The following is a 19,970-nucleotide window of genomic DNA, read 5'->3' on the forward strand; positions in this document are numbered from 1 at the left end:
GGGGATGCGGCGAACCGGAAGCGTCCGGCCCGCGACGGGGGCCGCCTGATCGGCAGGCGGCCCCCGCCCTCCGTGGACCTACTTGCAGGTCGCGGCCTCGAACTCCGCGCTGCGTTCGGTCACGACCGAGATGCCGTCGAACTCCGCGCTGGCCGTGACCACGGCCGCTCCGGCCTCGATCGCGCCCTTCTGGGTGCTGAACGGCTTGGACACCGACTTGCCCGCCTTGACGGGGTCGTCATAGGCCTTGTCCCCGTACGGAGTGGAGAACTCGACGTCGAAGGCGAAGTCGTCGGTGTTCTCCGCCGTGACGGTCACCACGGCCCGGGCGCCCGTGCACTTCGACTGCGCGGCGACATCGAGCGCGAGGTCGACGAGCGCTTCGGCGGTCGGAGTGACGATTGCTGCAGTCAGCCCGTACGCCTGGATCGTGTTGCTCACCCGAGACGCCAGTGTCGTGTCGACCTTGATCTCGATGCTGTTCTCGCCCGCGTGGAGCAGGTCGCCGATGTCGACCGCGTTGGTCCACTGGCTCACCGCGCCGGCGGACTCCCCGTTCACCGACACTCCCGTGACCATGTCCCAGCCGTGCGTGAGCCGCAGACGAGCCCCGTCCGTCCCCGACCAGTCGTCGGGCAGCGTGAACGTCCTGGTGTACGTTCCGATGCCTGAGACCTTGTTCATGGCCGCCACTCCGAGCGCGCTCAGCTGTTCCGGCGTCGCGGGGAGCGCCGACCAGGACTGCAGGGCGACGTCGTCGAACGAGACGGTCGTGCGCTTCGACACGGTCGGATCCACGGTGTTCGCCGCGGCATCCGGACCGAAGCCCTGGATCTCGAGGTCCCAGCCGCTCGCGAGGTCGATCGGCTGTGCGACGTCCTGCACGTCGACCGTCGTCGTCCCACCGTCGGAGAGGTCCACCGTGTAGGTTCCCGGCTCGGTGACGGCGAGTCGGACCGCGCCGTCCTCGTAGCGCACGGTTCCACCCGACGACGCCGTCGCGAACAGGGTCGGCGCGGTCGGGAAGGCGTCGGCATCCTTCGCAAGCGCGATGATCTTCGCCCCTTCCTCCTCGACGCTGATCTCCAAGGTCGTCGCACCGTCGGCGATCGAGTACTCGGCGATCGGCGTCACCTCGCCCGTCGTGGCGTCGAGCTCGAACGGAACGCCGACACCGTCGAGCGTGACGACGCTGCTCACCGGTCCGGCGGTGACCCTCGGCGAATTGTTCGGCGAGGTGCCCTGGTTGCCGTTGTAGAAGTAGAAGTAGTCGGCCTCCTCGGTCACGCGCTTGCTCGCTTGAAGGTTCGGCGTGTCGTACGCGACGTCCGACGCGACGCCGATCTCACGGAACCAGGTCAGCAGGTCGTTCTGGTTGGCGACCACCTTCACGTTCGGCCGATCGGTCAGCTCGGCGAGCTCCGCGAGGAGCGAAGCGTCGGTGTTGCCACCGGCGCTCGTCCCGTAGACGCGCGTCACGTTGCTGTTCAGCAGTGCGACGGGCAGGCCGCCCTCCGCGTACTCGTTCAGCTTCCGGACGGATGCCACATCCAGCGTCGTGGCGTCCTTCATGACGAGCGCCTTGTACGACGGACCGTCCGCGGCGAGGACTCCGTCGCTGACGACCGCGGACTCCACGTTCAGGAGGCTCGGGCTGATGATGTTGTAGCTGTAGCCCACGTTGAGGAGCGAGGACAGCGAGTTGCCACCCTGCAGCGAGAACGACGAGTTCGTGCCCTGGAGCACGACGAAGTCCACGTCCGCCGTGCCGCTCTGCATGACGGCCTGGGTGCGCGAGAGGTAGCCGGCGAACTGGTCGAAGTCCTCCCAGTACGCCTGCCGCGGTGAGAACGCGCCGTAGGTGCCGCGGAACGTCCAGCCGGGCCACGCGCTCGCGTTGCCGTTGAAGGCGGTGCGGTACGGCGTGCCGTGGAGGATGTTCCGGTTCACGCCGGACGAGATGTAGCGGTTGTTCGCCTTGAGCACCCGCAGCCAGGTCGCGCTGTAGGTCGTGTTGCCGTCGGTGAAGGACTCCATCGAGAGGAACTTCTTCCCGGTCAGGTTGACGGCGCCGGCGAGCGTTCGGAGGCCGTCTCCCGCGGTGGAGTTGTCGCCCTCCGGGATGTCGACCGCGGCGGCCGCGGCGGCGATGTCGAGGCCGGTGAGCGAATACGCCTGGGCTCGGTAGTCGTAGCCGAACTCCGACGCCCACTCGCTGATCGGAGCGGCGTGCTCCTCCTCGAAGAGCTTGCCGAGCGTGAGGTTGTAGTCCTCGCGAAGGCGCGTGACTGCGGAGCTGTCGTCGAAGAGCGTCGTCGAGGTGGTCGAGAGGACCGACGCGTACTTCTGCGCGTCGTAGCCCTTGTACTCCTCGATCTCGTCGAGCAGGTCCGCCGTCCAGATCGGGCCCTGCCGGTTCACCTCGATCGAGTCCTCGAAGATGCTCGCACCGTTGGCCTCCGCGTTCTCGAGCAGGAGTGCGCGCAGTTCGTCGTCGAGGATGTTGTCCGACCAGAAGTCGAAGATGCGCTGGACACCCTCCTCGCGGAAGTAGTCCGTCGCGTAGGTCCGGTTCTTCATGGTCACGGACTCGCCGCCCGACATGATCTGGGCGGTTCCGCGGAAGTAGTTGCCGATGATGACGTAGTCGCCGACGGCGTATCCGGCGCCGGCGGACGGCGAGTACGACCCGAGGCCGGCCGCGTCGACGTCCACGCTGTACAGGAACTGCCAGTCCGCGAGCCGCTTGCGGTTGCCGTCCTCGTCGATCTTGCCGTCGAAGTCGGGGTCGCTCGGCTCAGGTCCGAACTTCGCGAGGATGTCGGCGTAGTTGAGGCCCTTGGCGGCGGCGTACTCCTCGTCGGGGATGCCGCCCGGGTACCCCGCGAAGTCGACGCCGTCGATCGTCCGGTAGCTGGCGCCGCTCTCGATCTCCTCGGCGGTGACGGTGCGCTTCTCGGCCGAATCCGTGAGGTCGGCCAGGGTGACCAGCTCCAACTGGGGCGTGTTGTTCGTCACGCTCTTGACGCGGGCGATCGCAACGCCGGTGAGCTCGTCGACGGACAGGAAGTCGGCGATCAGCGACGAGGTGTTCGAGAAGTCCTTCACGCGCTGCGCCGGCACCGGCACGTTGATCGACCCCGCGTCGAGCGCCTCCTGCGTGATCTTCGCGTAGGCCTGCGTGGCCTGCTTCTGCTGATCGTCGTCGTTCGGGTCGATGGTGTTCACGACCGGCGGCCAGTGCGATGTGATCGTGATGTCGATCTTGAAGCCGTCTTCGATCGAGTTCGCGGTCGCGAGGATCGTCTTCAGGACGCGTTGCCAGTTGGGGCTGCCGAACCCGAACTCGGCGGCCTCGGCGTTGTTGTACCGGCCCGAGTCGGCGAGGTACTGGATCTCGACGCCGCCGTAGCCGCCTTCGGCGAGCTTCCGGATCTCGTCGGCCACCTGTGCGCGCCCCTCCTCGGTGGCGCCCGCGCCGCCGTCCGGGAACCACATCCGGGCCATCGGCTTCGCGTCGGTCGGCGGGTTCTGGAACACCTCGACTCCGGTCGGCGCCTGCGTCTCGCCTGCGGCGAGCGCCGGGATCGACGCCCCGGCGATGAGGGTTGCGCCCAGGGTGATGGCGCACCCGAGTGCGATCGACCGTGATCGATGCCTCTGTCCAAGCAACATCGCTTGTCCTCTCTGTTCGGCAGTTTTCGCCCGCGCCGATGATGCTCGACGCTGAGCAGGGATGCCTCACCTGAACCGATAGTGAATCGATTCAGCGGCGAGGCACCACGAGACTGCCACATCAGCTGCGCTCTGTGCAATAGCGATTTCGGCGACGCGCGACGGCACCCGCGGCGGACCGCGGATCGCCGGCGGATACACGCCTGCTCCCTGGAGCGCGGCGTTGCGAGAAGTCACACCGACTGGTGGTTCCTCACGTCGGACGGAAGGTCGTCGAACGCGCGACGGAAGGCTCGGATGAACGTCGTCTGGTCTGCGAATCCGGTGCGGAGCGCGATCCGACCGATGGAATCGCGGTCGAATCGGGGGTCGGCCAGCATCGCCCGCGCCTGTCGCAGGCGCTCGTCGCGGATCAAGCGACTCGGTGAGCCGTGTTCTCGCAGGAGCGTCGTCAACGCCCGGGGCGACACCTCGACGGCGTCGGCGAGCACCTGCGGCGTGAGCGCAGGGTCGGCGTGGTGGTCCCGGATGAACGCGAGCGCGGTCGCGGTGAGCTCCTCCCGCGAGCGCGGGCGGCGGGAGGCTCCGGTCGCCTTCACGAGCATCGAGCGCGCGAGGTCGACCACGACGCCCGCGATCGCGTCCGATTCGGCGAAGTCGAGGTCGTCCCCCTGCGACATCGCTTCCCCGACGACGGAGGTGAGCGCGCGCAGGGAGACGAGTCGCGGATCGAGCGGGCGGAGCCGGGTGGAGCTGATCGGCATCGCGAGGTTCCGGATGACCTCGCGCGGCAGGAGGATCACCAACTGGTGCGAGGACTCCGCGGACCGGACCCGGTACTCGGTGAGCGGGTCGCACAGCGTGGCCACTCCAGCCGCCAGTCGCACCTCGCGATCCGCCTGGCTGAGTTCCGACACCCCTTCGAGCTGTACGAGCAGCAGGAGGTCATCGGATGGGGAATCGCGCAGCAGGCGTCGGGTGCGGAGGAGGTCGTTCGGCCCGCAATCGACCTCGGCGATGCGCACTCCGCGGCCGAGCTGGGTCTGGCGGATGACGGCCTCGAATCGCTCCCCGGTCGTCACCACCGACAGCGGATAGAAGCTCCGGCCGACTGCCGAGCCCCATCCGTCACGATCCACGACGGAGACGATCTCCATGATGCGATTATCGGACCCCCAGATCACAGGCCTGTTTCGAGAAGGTTGGAGGTTGCATCACGGGATCAGCGGCAGACCGTCGAGGAGACGCTGCATCCGGATCACCTGCCTCGGGACGTACTCCGCCACGGTCACGGCGACGACGTCGGCCCTCGACCCCAGGTCGGTCATGATGCGACGTACGTCCGTGGTCGTCAGCCCGTCGGGTTCGACGCCGAGCCCGAACACCGCCTCGTTGCTGTCGACCACGTCGACGTCGAGGTGGATCGCGACCTTCGCGCACCCGGTGACGGCGAGCCACTCGAGCAGCGGCGCGGTCGAGGCCCGCAGGTCGGCGGGGCTGAACGTCGACAGCCCCCACTCCGCGGCGTTCGGGAAGTCGTCCTCGGTCCACGAGTGCAGTCCCGCCAGGGCGACCCTCGACGGCGCGACCGTGGCAGGCAGGAGCGCGACGATATCGGGATCGCCGTGGCCGGTGATCGCGCTCACTGCCATCGCGTGATAACCCGGATACTCGCTCGCCGGCGTGCCGACGTCGGGGTGCGAGTCGATCCACACGACGGCGAGGTCGTCACCGTACCGTTCTGCGAGCGCCGTGAACGGCGCGACGCTCACTGCGCAGTCGCCGCCGAGGGTCAGCACGCGGTCGGGCGCATGGTCCGCGAGGACGTCGAGCGCACGACCGAGCTGGGCCACGACCGCGTCCTTCGCCTCGATGCCGTCGCGCAGCTCGAGCCCCTCGTCGCCCATCGGCACCTCGACGCGTGCGGTGGGGCCGTCGTGGGGGCCGAGCACCGCCTCGAGCACGGCGGTGCCGACCGAGTAGCCCCTGCGCGCGACGTCGAGCGGGAACTCCGACGCGAAGTGCTCCACGCTTGCCGCGCCGGCTCCCTGCCAGGAGGGCCAGACCAGCCGGAGGGTGGTCCCGGCGGATGCCGCGGCGCGTGCCCCCGGCGTGTTCTCGATCGAACTCATGACGATTCCGTTCCGATGATGGGCGATCGCGGCGAGGCGGTCTCCGCGAAGCCGAGGGTGTTGATGGGCGCCGTCCTGACGGCGACGAGTTCGGCGTCGATGTCGACCGACCGCATGAGGAGCAGGTAGGCGACAGCTGAGACGATCAGTCCGATCACGAACGAGATGTCGGCGCCGTCCAGGGCAGCGGCCACCGGGCCGGTGTAGAAGCCGGTACTGAAGAACGGGACCATCGCGACGATGCCGAGCGCGTAGGCGATCAGCCCGCGCCCGCCCCAGCGACCGTAGATGCCTCCGTCGCTGCGGAGGATGTCGCTGATCGAGTAGCGGCCGCGGCGTACCAGGTAGTAGTCGGTGAGGTTGACGGCGGTCCACGGGATCAGGAGGTAGCCGAGCAGCAGCAGGAACGTGGAGAAGCCGGTCAGGATGTCGTCGGGCATTGCGAGCCCGGCCACGAGTGCGAGCGCGCCCGCGATGGAGATCGTCCAGCCGCGCAGCCGCGCGGTCGGCTTCAACGGCCGGAAGGCCTCGAGGGCGCTGAGGAACGAGACGCTCCCGCTGTAGAAGCTGATCGACGCGGTCACGAGGCACACGACGATCGCGATGGCCATCGTGGCGATGCCGAGTCCGAAGCCCCATTCGTCACCCATGAGACGGATGCCGGAGATGACGTCCGTGTCGGGGTACGAGAGCGAGACCGCGGCGCCCAGGCTCTCGATCCATACGGCCGAGAGGGTCGTGCCGACGAAGACGGACGCGGAGACGGCCGCCGCAGGCATCCGCTCGGGCAGGTACCGCGTGTAGTCGGAGACGATCGGGGCGATCGCGATCTGGTAGCTCGCCGAGGCGCCGAACTGCGCGAGGAAGGCGACGACCGTCACCGTCCCGACGGAGAGGAGCTCCCCGAGGGGCAGGACGGCGATCGCCGCCACGGTCAGCAGGACGAGGTTGGCGCCCATGATGTACGCGAGGATCCCCTCGAACCGGACGATGAGTCGGTAGCCGACGATCGCCAGGACGATGGCGAGCACGCCGATCACGACCTGGGGGAGCTGGAAGCCGGTAGCGGGCACGAGGTCGGTGAACGCGGCGGCGCCGGTCTGCACGAAGAAGATCGCGAACCCGATCGGGACGATCGTCGCGGCGAGGATCGGGACGATCGCGCCGCGGGAGCCGAACTGGACCCGGCTCTGGATCATCTGGGGCAGCCCCATGTGCGGGCCCTGCGCACCGTGGAATGCCTGGAAGAGCGTGCCGGCGATGGTGCCGGTGACGATTGCGACGAGCGTCCACGACAGGCTCATCCCGAACAGCGGCCCGACGGCTCCGGTGAACGCCGTGATCAGGGTCGCGTTGACCATGAACCAGAAGCGCACCTGCGAGCTGATGGTGCCGGATCGTTCGGTCGGCGGGATGTAGTCGAACGAGTGCGTCTCGATGACGGCTGGTCGATCACTCATGACGACTCCTTTCAGTCTGGGAGCGGGGGCGGCTCCGGCGCCGGTGCGCCGGGACTCGTCCTCCATGGATAGGAGGACCGCGTCGACGCCGCCAGCCGTGGAGCGACGGCAGGGCGCGAGTTCACGATTCCGAAACGCTCACGCGTCGAGAACGCCGATCGCGCGGCGGAAACGCCGATCACCCTGTGTCGGCGTCGAACCGTCGGATCACCTCGGCAGGTGCGGACAGGATCGAGGACCACTCCATGAATCCCGGCGTGTCGGCATCCACCTCGAGACCCTCCGCCGACGTGAACGCCGCGACCGCGGCTTCGCGGGATTCGAACGTGTAGAGCGAGAGCGCGTCGAACGGCTCGAACGGCGCCGACGGGGGCCACCGTTCGTCGCCGTGGGCGAGCTCGGACTGCTGGTACGACACGAGCCCGGGCATCCGGACGGCGAGGTCGTAGTGCGTGCCGCGGTAGTGGTCGAAGAACTGCTCCCTCGACATACCCGGCACCCGCCGGGTGAAGAACGCGATGGTGTACATGTCCGCCCTTTCTCGTGGTTCCGCCATCCACCCGGTGTCAGTGGTCCGGCGGCCGCCGCTCCGCGCTTGCGCGCGGTTGCGCGGGGTCCGGGTCGAGGACTTCGGCGAAGGCATCGCGCAGTCCTCGGAACGCCTCGTCGATCAGCGTGGCGAGATCCGCATCCGGTTCGGCGACCCACTGCTCGTAGGCTGCCATGGAGACGCCGAGGCAGGCCCATGACACCGCGACCGGGACGACGGAGCTCCTCGCGACGCGCTCGCGTCGCGCCAGGTAGTCGACGATGACGGCGCGCCAGTCGGCGTACCGCACCGCGGAGTGCGCGACGAGCTGCGGCGTCTCGATGATCATCCGCATGCGGCGGCGGTGCCGCACGATCTCCGCGTCCGGGATCCGGTTGAACCTCCGAACGGCTTCTCGGATCGACTCGATCGCGCTCGTCGCGGTGTCGGTGCCGTCGAGGTCGGCACGGAATCGCGCGAGGAGGCCGTCGAAGTCGCCCCAGACCACCTCGCTCTTCGAGGAGAAGTAGCTGAAGTAGGTCCTCCGGGCGATCCCCGCGGCGGAGGCGATGTCCTCGACCGAGACGGCGTCGAAGCCGCGTTCGATCATCAGGTCCAGGCCGATCCGGCCGAGCTCGCCGCGATCGGTGACCTGCGCCCGCCCTCGTCGGCGCTGCACCGTGCCCGCCTGCGTCATGCCCCGTCTCCGGTCCTCGACTGCCCGATCACCGGTGGGGCGACGAGATCGAACTCCACGTCGCCCCACCCGATGCGTGTCAGCTCGCCGAGTCCCAGATGGCGAGGTAGTCGGCCTTCCAGTCGTAGTCCCCGTCGAACGGGTTCGACGTGATGTTGTCGATCGTCAGCTGCTTCTGGGGGACGACGAAGTCGGCCTGCTCCCCCTCGAGTTCGTCGGCGAACAACCGGTTCATCTGGTCGACCGCCGCGTACGACTGCCATTCGATCGAGTAGGCCACCGACGCCTTCAGGGGCTTGTCGCCGGACTCGATGTCATCGACCGCGAACGGGTCGCCGTTGTGCGAGACGACGATGAGGTCGGCGTTGTCCGAGCGCTCGATCACGGGCTGGATCGCGGCGTAGACGGGGTCGTACGCCGTCCATACGGCGTCGGTGTCCGGGTTCGCGGTGAGCGCGGCCTGGAAGTCGACCGGGACCTGGCTCTGCAGGTTCGCGATCTGGAACGTCAGCTCGCGCACGACGGTGCAGCCCGGGCAGAGCTCGGCGAGACCGTCGGTGAAGCCTTCGTACCACGTGGTCACCGACGGGAATTCGGGGTCGTTCACCGTGATGATCTTGCCCGCACCTTCGGTCGCGACCGCCACGTACGCGGCGTTCCAGTAGCCGGCCTGGTAGTGGTCCGACATCGAGTTCGCGTCGGCGAAGTCGTCGGGTGCGGGCTCGTACATGTTCACGACCTTGATCCCGGCGCTGCGGGCGTCGGCGACCTCGTCGGCGACGACCGCCGAAGGGAGCGCGCCGAGGAAGATCCCGTCGGCTCCGAGCTGGATCGCGGTGCGGACGGCCTCGCGCATCTGCTCGGGGTCGCCCGCAGGGTCGATCATCTGGTACTCCCACCCGAGTTCGCCGGCCGCCTCCTCGACGGCGTCGACGCCGCGCTTGCAGCCTTCCGCCGCGTAGGCGCACGGGATGCCGATCACGAGCTTGTCCTCGGCGATCGCGGGCGACGACTCGGGGATCGCCCCTCCGGTGATCTCGGCGGTCGCCTCGGCGACCACCTCCTCCGCGGCCGAGGTGTCCCCGCCGGCGGCGTCCCCGCCGCCCGAATCCGAGGTTCCCTGGCCCGAACAGGCCGAGAGTGCCAGAAGTGCCAGGATGCCGAGAGCACCCGTCACGACCTTGTGATGCTGTGTCTTCATGTCGGTACTTTCTGTTCGTGTGGAATCGTCCCGCGGGGGGACATCTGGTTGGTTCGCTCGGGTCAGGACGACGTTCGGCGACGTCCGACGATCAGGGAGACAGTGACGGCGGCGAGCAGGGCGAGGCCGTTGAAGATGTTGGTGACCCAGGTCGCCGCGCCCATGAGGGTCAGGCCGTTGCTGCCGACGGCGAGGAGGAAGACCCCGATCACCGTCCCCCAGACGTTGAAGTAGCCGGGGCGGATCGTGGTCGCACCGAGGAACGCCGCGGCGTACGCCGGCAGGAGGTACTCCGGGCCGAGCGTGGGCGCTGCGGTGCCTCCGCGAGAGGCGAGGAGCGCTCCGGCGAAGCCGGCGAGGCCGCCTGCGATGATGAAGGCGAGCGCGAGGTACCGGTCGACCCTGACCCCGCTGAGCCGCGCGGCATCCCGGCCCATGCCCGTCGCCCGCAGGTACCGCCCGAACGGCGTCTTCTCGAGGACGTAGTAGAGCACGAGCGCAACGACGATCGCGTAGGCAAGGACGACCTGGATGCCGAGCACCTTCGTCTTGGTGATCGCGCCGTACGCGGAGTCGTCGAGCACGAGCAACGAGCTCGCCGTCACGAGCAGGTTCAGTCCCGAGAGCACGGTCGCGAGCGCGAGGGTGGCGATGAAGGCGTTCATGCGGACCCTCACCACGAAGAACGCGTTGATGGCGCCCGCGACGAGGCCGACGGCCAAGGCTCCGGCGATGGCGACGACCATCGGCAGGCCGAGGTTCGACAGGCCGATCGCGGTGATGGCGCTGAATCCCAGCACGGCGCCGATCGACAGGTCGAACTCGCCGGCGGCCAGCGGCAGCACGACCGCGAGCGCGAGGATGATCGGGATCGACTGGTCCGTGAGGATGGCCTGGAAGTTGGCCGCCGTCGGGAACGTCGCGGGCAGCAGGAGCGAGAAGACGAGCACCAGCAGCACGAGGAACCCGACCACGCCGTAATTGCGCACGATGGTCGAGAAGCCGCGACGCCGCGTTCGCTTGGGTGCCGCGCGCTCCGCCTCGGGGGCCGTCGCCGGCGCTGCGCCGGGGGGCGGGGTGGTGGTGGACATGCCGAGCTCCTTCGCTAGCGGGTTCATGAGCCTGAGGTTTCGACGAGGGCTCCGGACCGTGCGCACAGCGCCGCGATGCCGGCCTCGGTGATGTCGGCGCCCTCGAGGGTTCCGAACACGGCCCCGCGGTCCAGGACGACGACGCGGTCGCACAGGCCGACGAATCCCTCGAAGTCGGTCGAGGCGAGGATGATCGCCACGCCGTCCGCGGCGAGGCGTCGGATGATGTCGGCGATCTCCTCCTTCGCGTGCACGTCGACGCCCTGCGTGGGCTCGTCGAGGAGGAGCAGGGCGCTGCGATGGGACGCGGCACGGGCGACGACGACCTTCTGCTGGTTCCCTCCGGAGAGGAGGCCGACGGGGGCATCCATGTCGGCGGCCTTGATCGAGTACTCGCGTCGCATCCCGTCGGCGACGCGCTTCTCGCGTGCGGCGCCGAGGTAGCCGCGCGAGAGGACCGGCCCGAGGTTGCCGAGGGTGAGGTTCTCCACGACCGACATGGGAAGGACGACCCCGTCGCGCCGCCGCTCCTGTGGTACGGATGCGACGCCCTCGCCGATGGCCTGGAAGGGTGAGCGCGGGCTGAACGCCGTGCCGTCGATGCTCACCGCTCCCCCCGTCGGCTGCTGGGCGCCGCTGAGGATGCGGACGAGCTCACTGCGACCGCAGCCGACGAGCCCGGTGACGCCGACGATCTCGCCCGCGTGGACGGTGAGGTCGACGTCGCGCAGCCTGGGTCCGGACAGGCCGCGGGTCTCCAGGACGACCTGGTCCCGCGCTGCGGAGCGCTGCGCCCCGGCGTTCTTCTCGACGCGGTGGCCGACGATCCGCGTCACGAGTTCGTCGATCGTGAGGTCGCCGGCGGGCTCGTCGGCGACCAGCCGGCCGTCGCGCAGGATGACGAGTTGGTCTGCGAGGCGCTTGACCTCCTCGGAACGGTGGCTGACGTAGATGACGGTGCCCCCCTGCGCGCGCAGGTCTTCGACCATCTGCAGCAGTGCCTCGACCTCGTGGCCGGGAAGCGACGCGGTGGGCTCGTCGAGGATGAGGATGTTCTTCTCGAAGGCGGAGGCCTCGCCGTCGTCTCCCTGGAACGCCCGCGCGACGCCGACCATCGTCTGCAGCGTCGGATTGAGGTCGCTCACGAGCTGCCCCGGCTCGACGGGGAGGCCGAACCGGTCGAGGGCCGCCTGGACCCGCCGATGCTGCCGTCGCCGTTCGATCGCTCCGAGGGGGTTCGTCTGGAATCGGTCGACGAAGGCGAAGTTGTCGGCCACGGTGAGCTGTTGCACGAGCCCGACGTCCTGGTGGAGGAACCGCAGGCCGTGCTCGTGGGCGAGCTTGGGCGTGAGCGGGAGATGCATCCGGGTGCCGTCGAGGAACAGCTGCGCGCCGTCATCCGGTGCATAGATTCCCGCGAGCACCTTGATGAGGGTGGACTTCCCGGAGCCGTTCATGCCGAGCAGCGCGGTGACCTTCCCTCGCCCGATGGAGACGGAGACGTCGTCGAGTGCCTTCTGGCCGGCGAACGAGACCGACAGGTGCTCCAGTCGGATGGCGTCCGCGCCGTCGATGCGGTCCATGATCAGAAGGGGAAGTCGAAGCCGCCGAAGAAGCGCGAGATGCGCCAGGCGCCGGAGTCGTCCTTGATGAGCTCCGTGTCGTAGACGCCGGTCGTGACCACGCGCACTCCCTCATCGGTCGCTGACGTGAGCAGGAGGTAGGACAGCACCCGTGCGCTTCGGTCCGCCTGTTCGGTGACCACGGCATTGATGATGTTGTGCCGTCGCTGGTCCGCCTGCGAGTCCATGTGCCCGCGGAGCCAGTCGACGATGCCGTCGCGTGTCCGGATCGGCTCGATCTCGAAGTCGCCCTTGACGCTGCCCAACCAGACCGCGTCCTCGGTGAAGACGGAACCGAGCGAGTCGAGCTGCCGTTCGTCGTACGACCAGGCGTATCGACTGAGGACGTTGAGGATCTCGAGGCGGTCCGCGCCGCCCGCATCGACGCCGGCGTTCGCTCCGTCGCCGAGCGAGAGGAAGCCGCCCGAGTGGGCCCAGCCCGGTGTCAGCGATGCGGTCATCACGATCTCCGTTCCGAGTCGACGGAGGCCGGGATCGGGGATCGGGCCGCACTGCTCGACTCAACTAGTTCAAGGTTTTATCAACCACTGTGTCGGTGACGATAGCCGATCATCAAAGTCTTTACAACCTCTACTTCCGAGTCGGTATCGGGATGCTATGGTTCACGACATGAGCGGCGGCCACGAGACTGCGGAGCGCTCCGACTCCCTCGGGATCGCCGACCTGGCGGTCGAGCGGACCAAGGAGCGCTTCCCCGAGACGGACGCCGATGCGATGAGCATCGTGCTGTGGCTGCACCGAGTCGCGAACGTCATCACCTACGACCTCGAGTCGTCGGTGCACCGGCCGCGCGGACTGAGCTGGCCGGCGTTCCGGCTGATGTTCACGATCTGGGTCAGCGGCACGATGGAGTCGAAGGCCGCGGCCTCCCAGAGCGGAATGAGCCGAGCGGCGGTTTCGAGCCTGACCAACACGCTCGACAACCTCGGCCTCGTGACGCGCACCGCTGATCCCAGCGACAAGCGGAAGATCCTGCTCGATCTCACCGACGCCGGTCGGGTCACGCTCGAGGCCGCCCTGCGCGAGAACAACGTCCAGGAATCGAAGTGGACGGCCGGCCTCGCACCGGACGAGGCAACCGAACTCGTGCGGCTGCTCCGCAAACTCGGCGACGTCGCCACTGACGAGTGGGTCAACCTCCGCGACTAGATAATCAAAGTCTTGACAATCAATGCTTTGATCGCTCTACTGGGTAACGCGCGCTGCTGCGCCCGCCTGAGGGGCCACGCCGGCCCGACTCCGTGAGCGCGAATGCGGCCAGCGCGCGCCAACCGGAGAAAGGACGGTCATGGGCACGCTGGAGGGAAAGGTCGCCTTCATCACGGGGGCGGCGCGAGGGCAGGGAAGGTCGCACGCGATCCGACTCGCCGAAGAGGGCGCGGACATCATCGCGATCGACATCGCCCACGACATCGAGACGATGCAGTACGCACTGGCCACACCGGACGACCTGGCCGAGACGGTGCGCCAGGTCGAGGCGCTCGGTCGCCGGATCATGGCGACACAGGCCGACGTCCGCGACTTCGACGCCGTCAAGGGCGCCGTCGACGCGGGCGTCGCCGAGTTCGGCCGGCTCGACATCGTGGTGCCGAACGCGGGCATCATGGGCTTCGCCCGGGTCGAGGACTTCACGGAGGACGCCTGGGCGAACATGATCGCCATCAACCTCACCGGCGTCTGGCACGCGGTGAAGGCGTCGATCCCCCACGTCCGCGCCGGCGGCCGCGGAGGCGCCATCATCCTCACGAGTTCCACGTACGCCCTGATGGGGGCTCCCAACGCGGGGGGCTACGTCGCCGCCAAGCACGGCGTCGTCGGCCTCATGCGCACGCTGGCGCTCGAGCTCGCCCCCGAGTTCATCCGCGTCAACACGGTCGCGCCGACCGTCGTCGACACCACGATGGTGCAGAACGAGGCGATCTACTCTCTCTTCGCACCCGAACTGCCGCCCGAGGAGCGGACGCCCGAGGTGATCTACCCGCGCTTCCAGGGCCTGAACGCCATGCCCATCCCGTTCGTCGAGCCCCGCGACGTCTCGAATGCGGTCGCCTGGCTCGCATCGGACGAGGCGCGATACGTGACCGGCATCAACCTCAGCGTCGACGCCGGCGCTGTGCTGAAGTGAGAGGAACCGACATGGGACAGCTCGAGGGCAAGGTCGCCTTCATCACCGGAGCGGCACGCGGCCAGGGACGCTCCCACGCCGTGCGATTCGCACGCGAGGGTGCCGACATCATCGCCCTGGACGTCGCCGAGACGCTCCCGACGATCGGCTACCCGGGCGCCACCGAAGCCGACCTCGCTGAGACCGTCCGGCTCGTCGAGGAAGCCGGCGGCCGGATCCACGCGACGAAGACCGACGTGCGCGACTATGCCGCCGTCAAGGCGACCGTGGACGAGGGCGTCGATCGGTTCGGTCGACTCGACATCGTGAGCGCCAACGCCGGGATCTTCTCAGTGGGCCGTGCCGAGGAGCTGACCTCCGAACAGTGGAACGAGGTCATCGACGTGAACCTCACCGGCGTGTGGAAGACCTGCAAGGCTGCGATCCCCCATATCCGCGCCGGCGGTCGCGGCGGGTCCATCGTCCTCACGAGCTCGATCTCGGGAATGAAGGCCGACCCCAACTTCGGCCACTACATCGCATCGAAGCATGCGGTGGTAGGGCTCATGCAGACGATGGCGCTGGAGCTCGCTCCCGAGTTCATCCGCGTCAACACCGTGAATCCGACCAACGCCAACACGCCGATGATCCGCAACGAGATGACGGACGCCCTCTTCGCGCCCGACCTCGCACCCGAGGAGCGCACCGAGGAGGCGCTGCGACCACGGTTCTCGTCGGTGCACGCCATGCCGATCCCGTGGGTGGAGCCCGAGGACGTCACCGAGGCGGTGCTCTGGCTCGCCTCGGACGCGTCGCGATTCGTCACCGGCATCCAACTGCCGGTCGACGGCGGCCGGAACACCAGGAACTGAGCCCGCCATGAGTGATCGGCTGGAGAAGTGCGCGCCCGCGTGGGCGCACACGGTCGGGCTCATGGACCTGCAGCCGCCGAGCCGGGTCCCCACGACCGTCACCGAGCTCGCCGACCGGATGCTGGCGCAGGAGACCGCCGTACGGTACGCCGTCGCGTACGACGAGCGTCGTCTCGACGTCATCGATGCGCTCGTCGTCGACGACGTGTCGTTCGCGTACCGGGTCGGCACCGGACCGCTCGAGACCATCACCGGTCGTGCGAACGTACTCGCCTGGCTCGAGGACGTGATGGCCTCGCAATCCGACCAGCGACGCCACCTCGTGGGGAGCGTGCTGGTCGAGCACCTCACCGCGGACCGGGCGACGGTCGTGTGCTACTCCGCGATCGTGGGGATCGAGGATGTCGCCGAGCTCGTGACCACGACGGTGTACGTCTTCTCGCTGGTGAAGCGTGACGATCGCTGGCTCATCCTCAGCGCCGTGGACGGACTCGACCGCCCGTTCTGACGAGCGCCCGGTCCCGCTCCGTGTGGGGTGGGACCGGGCGCCCTCCGCTCAGCCGACGACGGTGAACCGCGTCCGATGGTGTCGTGGACGCTCGAGTTCGTCGACGAAGGCGACGGCGTAGTCCGGTCCGGAGATCCGCGAGACGCCGTGCTCGTCGACGAGCAGGGCATCCGCCCCGACCGTGTACCGCCCGGTTCGCGAACCGCCGAACGCCGCGCCGAACTGCGCCGGCGGGCTGAGCGCGAACCAGTCCGGACCGTCGTCGAGCCCCCGCAGCGCCTCGAGCGCTGCGGCGTGCTGCGTCGACTCCGGAAGGAAGGCGGGATTGAACGTCGGGGCGTCCATCACCCGCTGCCCGGTCGGTGCCACGAGAGTACCCGAGCCGGCGACGATCGCCAGTCGGGCGCCCGTGCGCTCGGCGGCCGGGATGGCCGTGGTCAGCAGGACGTCCGCGAACGACCGGTCCGGCGTCGCGACGACGGACGGCCGCACGGCGACGACGACGACGTCGGCACCGCCCGCGATCCGGCTCGCGAAGTCCGAGTCGCGAAGGTCACCCTGGACCACGTCGACGCCGTCAGGCACCTCCCCCGGGTTCCGTGACACCCCCGTCACCCGGTGGCCGCGGTCGACCAGTTCCCTCGCGATCCAGCCGCCGGCGTACCCGGTCACCCCGAAGATGATCACGTTCATGTCATTGCTCCCTTCCGAGGCCCACAGCCAATCGTAAAACCCTTGACAATTCAACCCGGGCTTGCATATGTTCGTCATGAGCACTCGGCGCGGAGCCTCGCTCGCGAGCCTCCGCAGGGACGAACGGAGAGCACCGATGCACACGCCGACCGGCCCCCGCGCCTCCTGGACGGACGTTCGATGAGCGTGCTGTTCGAACCCCTGACGATCCGGGGCATGACCGTGCCCAACCGCGTGGTGATGTCGCCCATGCTGATGTACATGGCCGGTCCCGACGGCACGGCGACCGACCTGCACCTCGTGCACTACGGCGCCCGGATCCTCGGCGGCGTCGGCATGGTGATGACCGAGGTCATCGCCGTCTCCCCCGATGGCCGCATCAGCACGTCCGACCTCGGGCTATGGGAGGACGGCCAGATCGCCGGCATCGCGCGCATCGCCGAGTTCGCCCACGCGCATGGAGCGAAGGCGGGTGTCCAGCTGGCCCACGCGGGTCGCAAGTCGACCGCCCAGGAACGGATCGTCGCCCCGAGCGCGCTGCCGTACTCGGACTTCTCCGTTCCGCACGCCCTCGAGCCCGATGAGATCGCTCGGATCGTCGAGGACTACCGCGCGGCCGCCGAACGCGCAGTCCGCGCCGGCTTCGACTGCCTGGAACTCCATGTCGCGCACGGCTACCTGCTCCACGAGTTCCTCTCTCCCATCGCCAACACGCGGGAGGACGACTACGGCGGGTCGATCGCGAACCGGGCCCGGATCGTCTTCGAGGTCGTCGCCGCGATCCGCGACGCCATCCCTGAGTCCGTGCCGCTGTTCGTCCGACTGTCCGCCGAAGACGTCGTCCCCGGCGGGCTGACCGAGGAGGAGGCCACCTGGGTCGCCTCACGACTCGTCGACGCCGGCGTCGACCTCTTCGACATCTCCACCGGCAACATCACTCCCGGTTATGCGGGGACGGTGTATCCGGCGTACCAGGCCGACCATGCGCGGCGCCTCAAGGACGCGCTCGGCGTCGCGACGGCGACCGTGGGATCGGTCAGCAGCCCTGAACTCGCGGACTACCTGGTGTCCTCAGGCGCCGTCGACCTCGTGTTCGTCGGTCGAGCCCTGCTCAGGGACCCCCACTGGACACTGCACGCGGCGAAGCAGGCCGGAATCGACCTCCCACTCGCCATCCCCACCTATGCGCGCGCGACCGGTCCCTACGAACGCGGCTTCTGACCGCACTCACGGCACCTTCCGGGAGCCGGGCAGGCCGACGGCACGCACGTCCGCCGGCGACGCGTCGAACTCGCGCCGGAAGGCGCGCAGCATCGTCGAGTAGCTGGCGAAGCCCCAACGTCCGGACACTTGTTGCGCCGTCATGGTGGCGAACGCCGGGTCCGTCAGGTCGCGATAGACCCGCTCGAGCCGCGCGCGGCGGATGTACGCCCCGGGCGTCTCCGGCGCGAACAGGTCGGCGAGGTGTCGGACGGAGACATGGTGGGCGCGTGCGATGAGCTCGAGGTCGAGCTCCTGATCGCCGAGGTTCGCCTCGATGAAGTCCTTGATGACGCGCAGCTGGGCCTCGTGCGTGAGGGAGCGGGTGGGGGCCTCCAGCGCTCCCACGCTGTTCAGCGCCCCCCGAAACAGATCGAACGCCGCCGCGGCGATGCCCTCCGCCTCGGCGGGATCCACGTCCGCTGCGACGAGCGAGCTCGCGAGCGCCGAGAGGCTGCGGACCGAGAGCGAGGTGCCGGGGAGCAGCCTCGTGCGGATGACGCTGATATCGGCGCCTGCCGCGCGCAGCGCCGCGGTCGGAACGAGGAACACCATCTGGTGCGAATCGCCGGTCATCGTGACGTCGTAGGGCTCGGTCGGATCGGCGATCGTCGCCGAGCCTCCCTCAAGGTGCACCTCCCGATCGGCCTGCCGGACGATCGCGTGGCCTTCGTACTGGAAGAGGGCGAGCACATGGTCGGACGGCTGGGTCCGCACCTGTCGCTCGGTGCGGCGAACCTGCGTGCGGCCGACGTGCACCTCGGAGATGCGCATGCCGCGCGGGAGGTCGGTCGTCCGGATCGTGGCGTGGAACCCGTCAGGGGCGGCACTCAGCGCGAGTGGGAAGAACGACTCGCTGATGCGTCGCTGCCACTCGTCGGCGTGCTGGATCCGCATTGGGTCCATCCACCCATCGTCCCACGCGGCACCGGTGTCCCTCCACCTCGGGAGGCCGCGGAGGCGGCGAACCCGCTGGGGCGAGTTCAATTGCACTGAGTGCAGAACAGTGCGCATTTTCTGCACGACCCCCGAACCTGCGTGCGCACCTCGGGATACTCGACCCAGTCCACACATCGCAAGGCAATGGAGCCTGACATGTACGATCTGCTGATCTCCGCACCCGCTGCGACCGGCGTCGACCGGGAGCACTTCGAGCGCCTGTACGCATCGGTGCACTCCTCGCTCGTGGCATGCATCCCAGGACTCGTCCGTAGCCGCCAGTCCGCGGCCGTCGGCGCCGACGGCACGGCCGGCGGCGCCTGCGTCCTCCGCTTCCGGACCGCGAAGGCCGCGTCCCTGGCCATGCTGTCCCGCGAATGGGTCGACCTGATCGACGAGACCACCGACCTGATCTCGTGGGACGACGCCACACTGGCGTCCGGCCCGGACGTCCCGCAGGGCGTTTGGGAGCCGACCGAGATGGACCACCGCGCCTCCGCTGCGGCGGCGGTCGCGGCGGCGTGAGCGACGCGTGATGACGTTCAGCACGGATCATCTGTCGGCGATCGACCGACTCGAGATCGAGGATCTCACCTGCAGCTACGGGATGCACCACGACCGCCGCGACTTCGCCTCGCTTCGCGCCTGCTTCACCGACCGTGCCACCTACGTGATGCGTGTCGCCGGTGGCACGACGTATGGCCCGCACGAAGGGGCCGACGCGATCGTGGCGCAGATCCGGTCGTTCAAGGCGCAGCAGAGCGACATCCGCCGGCACCACATCACGAACGTTCGCATCGAGCCGATCGACGCGGACCACGCCATCGTGCGGTCCTACGTCATCGTGTCGGCCGTCGAGGGCGGCACCGCCACGGTGAAGACGGTCGGGACGTACACGGACGCCGTCGTGCGCACCTCGGACGGCTGGCTGATCGCCGAGAAGTCCCTCGAGTTGGAGACGACGTTCTGAGCAGGCGGCAGCCGCCGCGACACGGACGCCCCCGCACACCCGGGGCCTGGAGAGAAGGAGCATCATATGAACCCCGAGCACGACAAGGGCCACGGCGACCAGTCCGAGACCGTCGACGCACCCGTGGTCGTCGAGGACGTCCTCGTCGAGGAGGTCTCGATCGACGGCATGTGCGGCGTCTACTGAGGAGCGAACG

At 68.7% G+C, this 19,970-nt stretch carries 20 protein-coding genes; 8 read left to right on the top strand and 12 right to left on the bottom strand.

Annotated elements, in window-relative coordinates; translation table 11 throughout:
- Positions 1–78 precede the first annotated feature (78 nt).
- From ABD230_RS03730 to ABD230_RS03775, 10 genes are all read right to left on the bottom strand, one after another.
- Positions 79–3,675, bottom strand: coding sequence for a glycosyl hydrolase (locus ABD230_RS03730; protein WP_344369549.1), 3,597 nt, complete (start codon positions 3,673–3,675; stop codon positions 79–81).
- Between the two features lie 233 nt (positions 3,676–3,908).
- Complete coding sequence (locus ABD230_RS03735) at positions 3,909–4,832, bottom strand: AraC-like ligand-binding domain-containing protein (protein WP_344369551.1); 924 nt, start codon at positions 4,830–4,832, stop codon at positions 3,909–3,911.
- A gap of 57 nt (positions 4,833–4,889) precedes the next feature.
- Positions 4,890–5,807: an arginase family protein gene (locus ABD230_RS03740; protein ID WP_344369553.1), complete on the bottom strand. Its 918-nt coding sequence runs from the start codon at positions 5,805–5,807 to the stop codon at positions 4,890–4,892.
- Positions 5,804–7,267: a purine-cytosine permease family protein gene (locus ABD230_RS03745; protein WP_344369554.1), complete on the bottom strand. Its 1,464-nt coding sequence runs from the start codon at positions 7,265–7,267 to the stop codon at positions 5,804–5,806. The genes ABD230_RS03740 and ABD230_RS03745 overlap by 4 nt, the downstream gene beginning before the upstream one ends.
- Before the next feature lie 178 nt (positions 7,268–7,445).
- Complete coding sequence (locus ABD230_RS03750; protein WP_344369555.1) at positions 7,446–7,796, bottom strand: EthD family reductase; 351 nt, start codon at positions 7,794–7,796, stop codon at positions 7,446–7,448.
- 37 nt (positions 7,797–7,833) lie between these two features.
- On the bottom strand, positions 7,834–8,493 hold the full coding sequence (locus ABD230_RS03755; RefSeq protein ID WP_344369556.1) for an acyl-CoA-like ligand-binding transcription factor: 660 nt from the start codon (positions 8,491–8,493) through the stop codon (positions 7,834–7,836).
- A gap of 79 nt (positions 8,494–8,572) precedes the next feature.
- Positions 8,573–9,694: a sugar ABC transporter substrate-binding protein gene (locus tag ABD230_RS03760; protein ID WP_344369557.1), complete on the bottom strand. Its 1,122-nt coding sequence runs from the start codon at positions 9,692–9,694 to the stop codon at positions 8,573–8,575.
- 62 nt (positions 9,695–9,756) lie between these two features.
- Complete coding sequence (locus tag ABD230_RS03765; protein WP_344369558.1) at positions 9,757–10,785, bottom strand: ABC transporter permease; 1,029 nt, start codon at positions 10,783–10,785, stop codon at positions 9,757–9,759.
- A gap of 23 nt (positions 10,786–10,808) precedes the next feature.
- Entirely contained in the window at positions 10,809–12,368 is a 1,560-nt protein-coding gene (locus tag ABD230_RS03770) for a sugar ABC transporter ATP-binding protein (protein ID WP_344369559.1), read from the bottom strand.
- Positions 12,369–12,370: 2 nt separating this feature from the next.
- The gene (locus ABD230_RS03775; RefSeq protein WP_344369560.1) at positions 12,371–12,868 is read right to left on the bottom strand and encodes a nuclear transport factor 2 family protein; all 498 of its coding nucleotides are present in this window, start codon (positions 12,866–12,868) and stop codon (positions 12,371–12,373) included.
- A gap of 169 nt (positions 12,869–13,037) precedes the next feature.
- On the opposite strand from ABD230_RS03775, the gene ABD230_RS03780 reads away from it, so the two are divergent.
- The 4 genes from ABD230_RS03780 to ABD230_RS03795 all read left to right on the top strand — a co-directional run bounded on the left by ABD230_RS03780 (position 13,038) and on the right by ABD230_RS03795 (position 15,912).
- Entirely contained in the window at positions 13,038–13,577 is a 540-nt protein-coding gene (locus ABD230_RS03780; RefSeq protein WP_344369561.1) for a MarR family winged helix-turn-helix transcriptional regulator, read from the top strand.
- Between the two features lie 139 nt (positions 13,578–13,716).
- A complete protein-coding gene (locus tag ABD230_RS03785; RefSeq protein WP_344369564.1) occupies positions 13,717–14,553 on the top strand; it encodes a mycofactocin-coupled SDR family oxidoreductase in 837 nt (278 codons plus the stop codon).
- An 11-nt stretch (positions 14,554–14,564) separates the two neighbouring features.
- Entirely contained in the window at positions 14,565–15,404 is an 840-nt protein-coding gene (locus ABD230_RS03790; protein ID WP_344369567.1) for a mycofactocin-coupled SDR family oxidoreductase, read from the top strand.
- A 7-nt stretch (positions 15,405–15,411) separates the two neighbouring features.
- Complete coding sequence (locus tag ABD230_RS03795; RefSeq protein WP_344369568.1) at positions 15,412–15,912, top strand: nuclear transport factor 2 family protein; 501 nt, start codon at positions 15,412–15,414, stop codon at positions 15,910–15,912.
- Between the two features lie 48 nt (positions 15,913–15,960).
- Here the strand turns inward: ABD230_RS03795 and ABD230_RS03800 are convergent, their stop codons facing one another.
- Positions 15,961–16,605 (bottom strand): NAD(P)-dependent oxidoreductase, encoded by a 645-nt coding sequence (locus ABD230_RS03800; protein WP_344369569.1) that lies wholly within the window; start codon positions 16,603–16,605, stop codon positions 15,961–15,963.
- Positions 16,606–16,785: 180 nt separating this feature from the next.
- On the opposite strand from ABD230_RS03800, the gene ABD230_RS03805 reads away from it, so the two are divergent.
- Positions 16,786–17,826 carry an oxidoreductase gene (locus ABD230_RS03805; protein ID WP_344369570.1) on the top strand — a complete coding sequence of 347 codons (1,041 nt, stop codon included), beginning with the start codon at positions 16,786–16,788 and terminating at the stop codon, positions 17,824–17,826.
- 6 nt (positions 17,827–17,832) lie between these two features.
- Here ABD230_RS03805 and ABD230_RS03810 read toward each other — a convergent pair whose 3' ends face one another.
- Positions 17,833–18,771 (bottom strand): AraC-like ligand-binding domain-containing protein, encoded by a 939-nt coding sequence (locus ABD230_RS03810; protein ID WP_344369571.1) that lies wholly within the window; start codon positions 18,769–18,771, stop codon positions 17,833–17,835.
- A 189-nt stretch (positions 18,772–18,960) separates the two neighbouring features.
- Between ABD230_RS03810 and ABD230_RS03815 the strand changes: the two genes are divergently transcribed.
- The 3 genes from ABD230_RS03815 (at position 18,961) to mftA (ending at position 19,960) form a co-directional block, all read left to right on the top strand.
- Complete coding sequence (locus ABD230_RS03815) at positions 18,961–19,329, top strand: hypothetical protein (protein ID WP_344369572.1); 369 nt, start codon at positions 18,961–18,963, stop codon at positions 19,327–19,329.
- A 10-nt stretch (positions 19,330–19,339) separates the two neighbouring features.
- Positions 19,340–19,774 (top strand): nuclear transport factor 2 family protein, encoded by a 435-nt coding sequence (locus ABD230_RS03820; RefSeq protein WP_344369573.1) that lies wholly within the window; start codon positions 19,340–19,342, stop codon positions 19,772–19,774.
- Positions 19,775–19,840: 66 nt separating this feature from the next.
- Entirely contained in the window at positions 19,841–19,960 is a 120-nt protein-coding gene (gene mftA, locus ABD230_RS03825) for a mycofactocin precursor MftA (RefSeq protein WP_344369574.1), read from the top strand.
- Positions 19,961–19,970 lie beyond the last annotated feature (10 nt).

It is taken from the genome of Agromyces tropicus, from assembly GCF_039531345.1.
Taxonomy (GTDB): Bacteria; Actinomycetota; Actinomycetes; order Actinomycetales; family Microbacteriaceae; genus Agromyces; species Agromyces tropicus.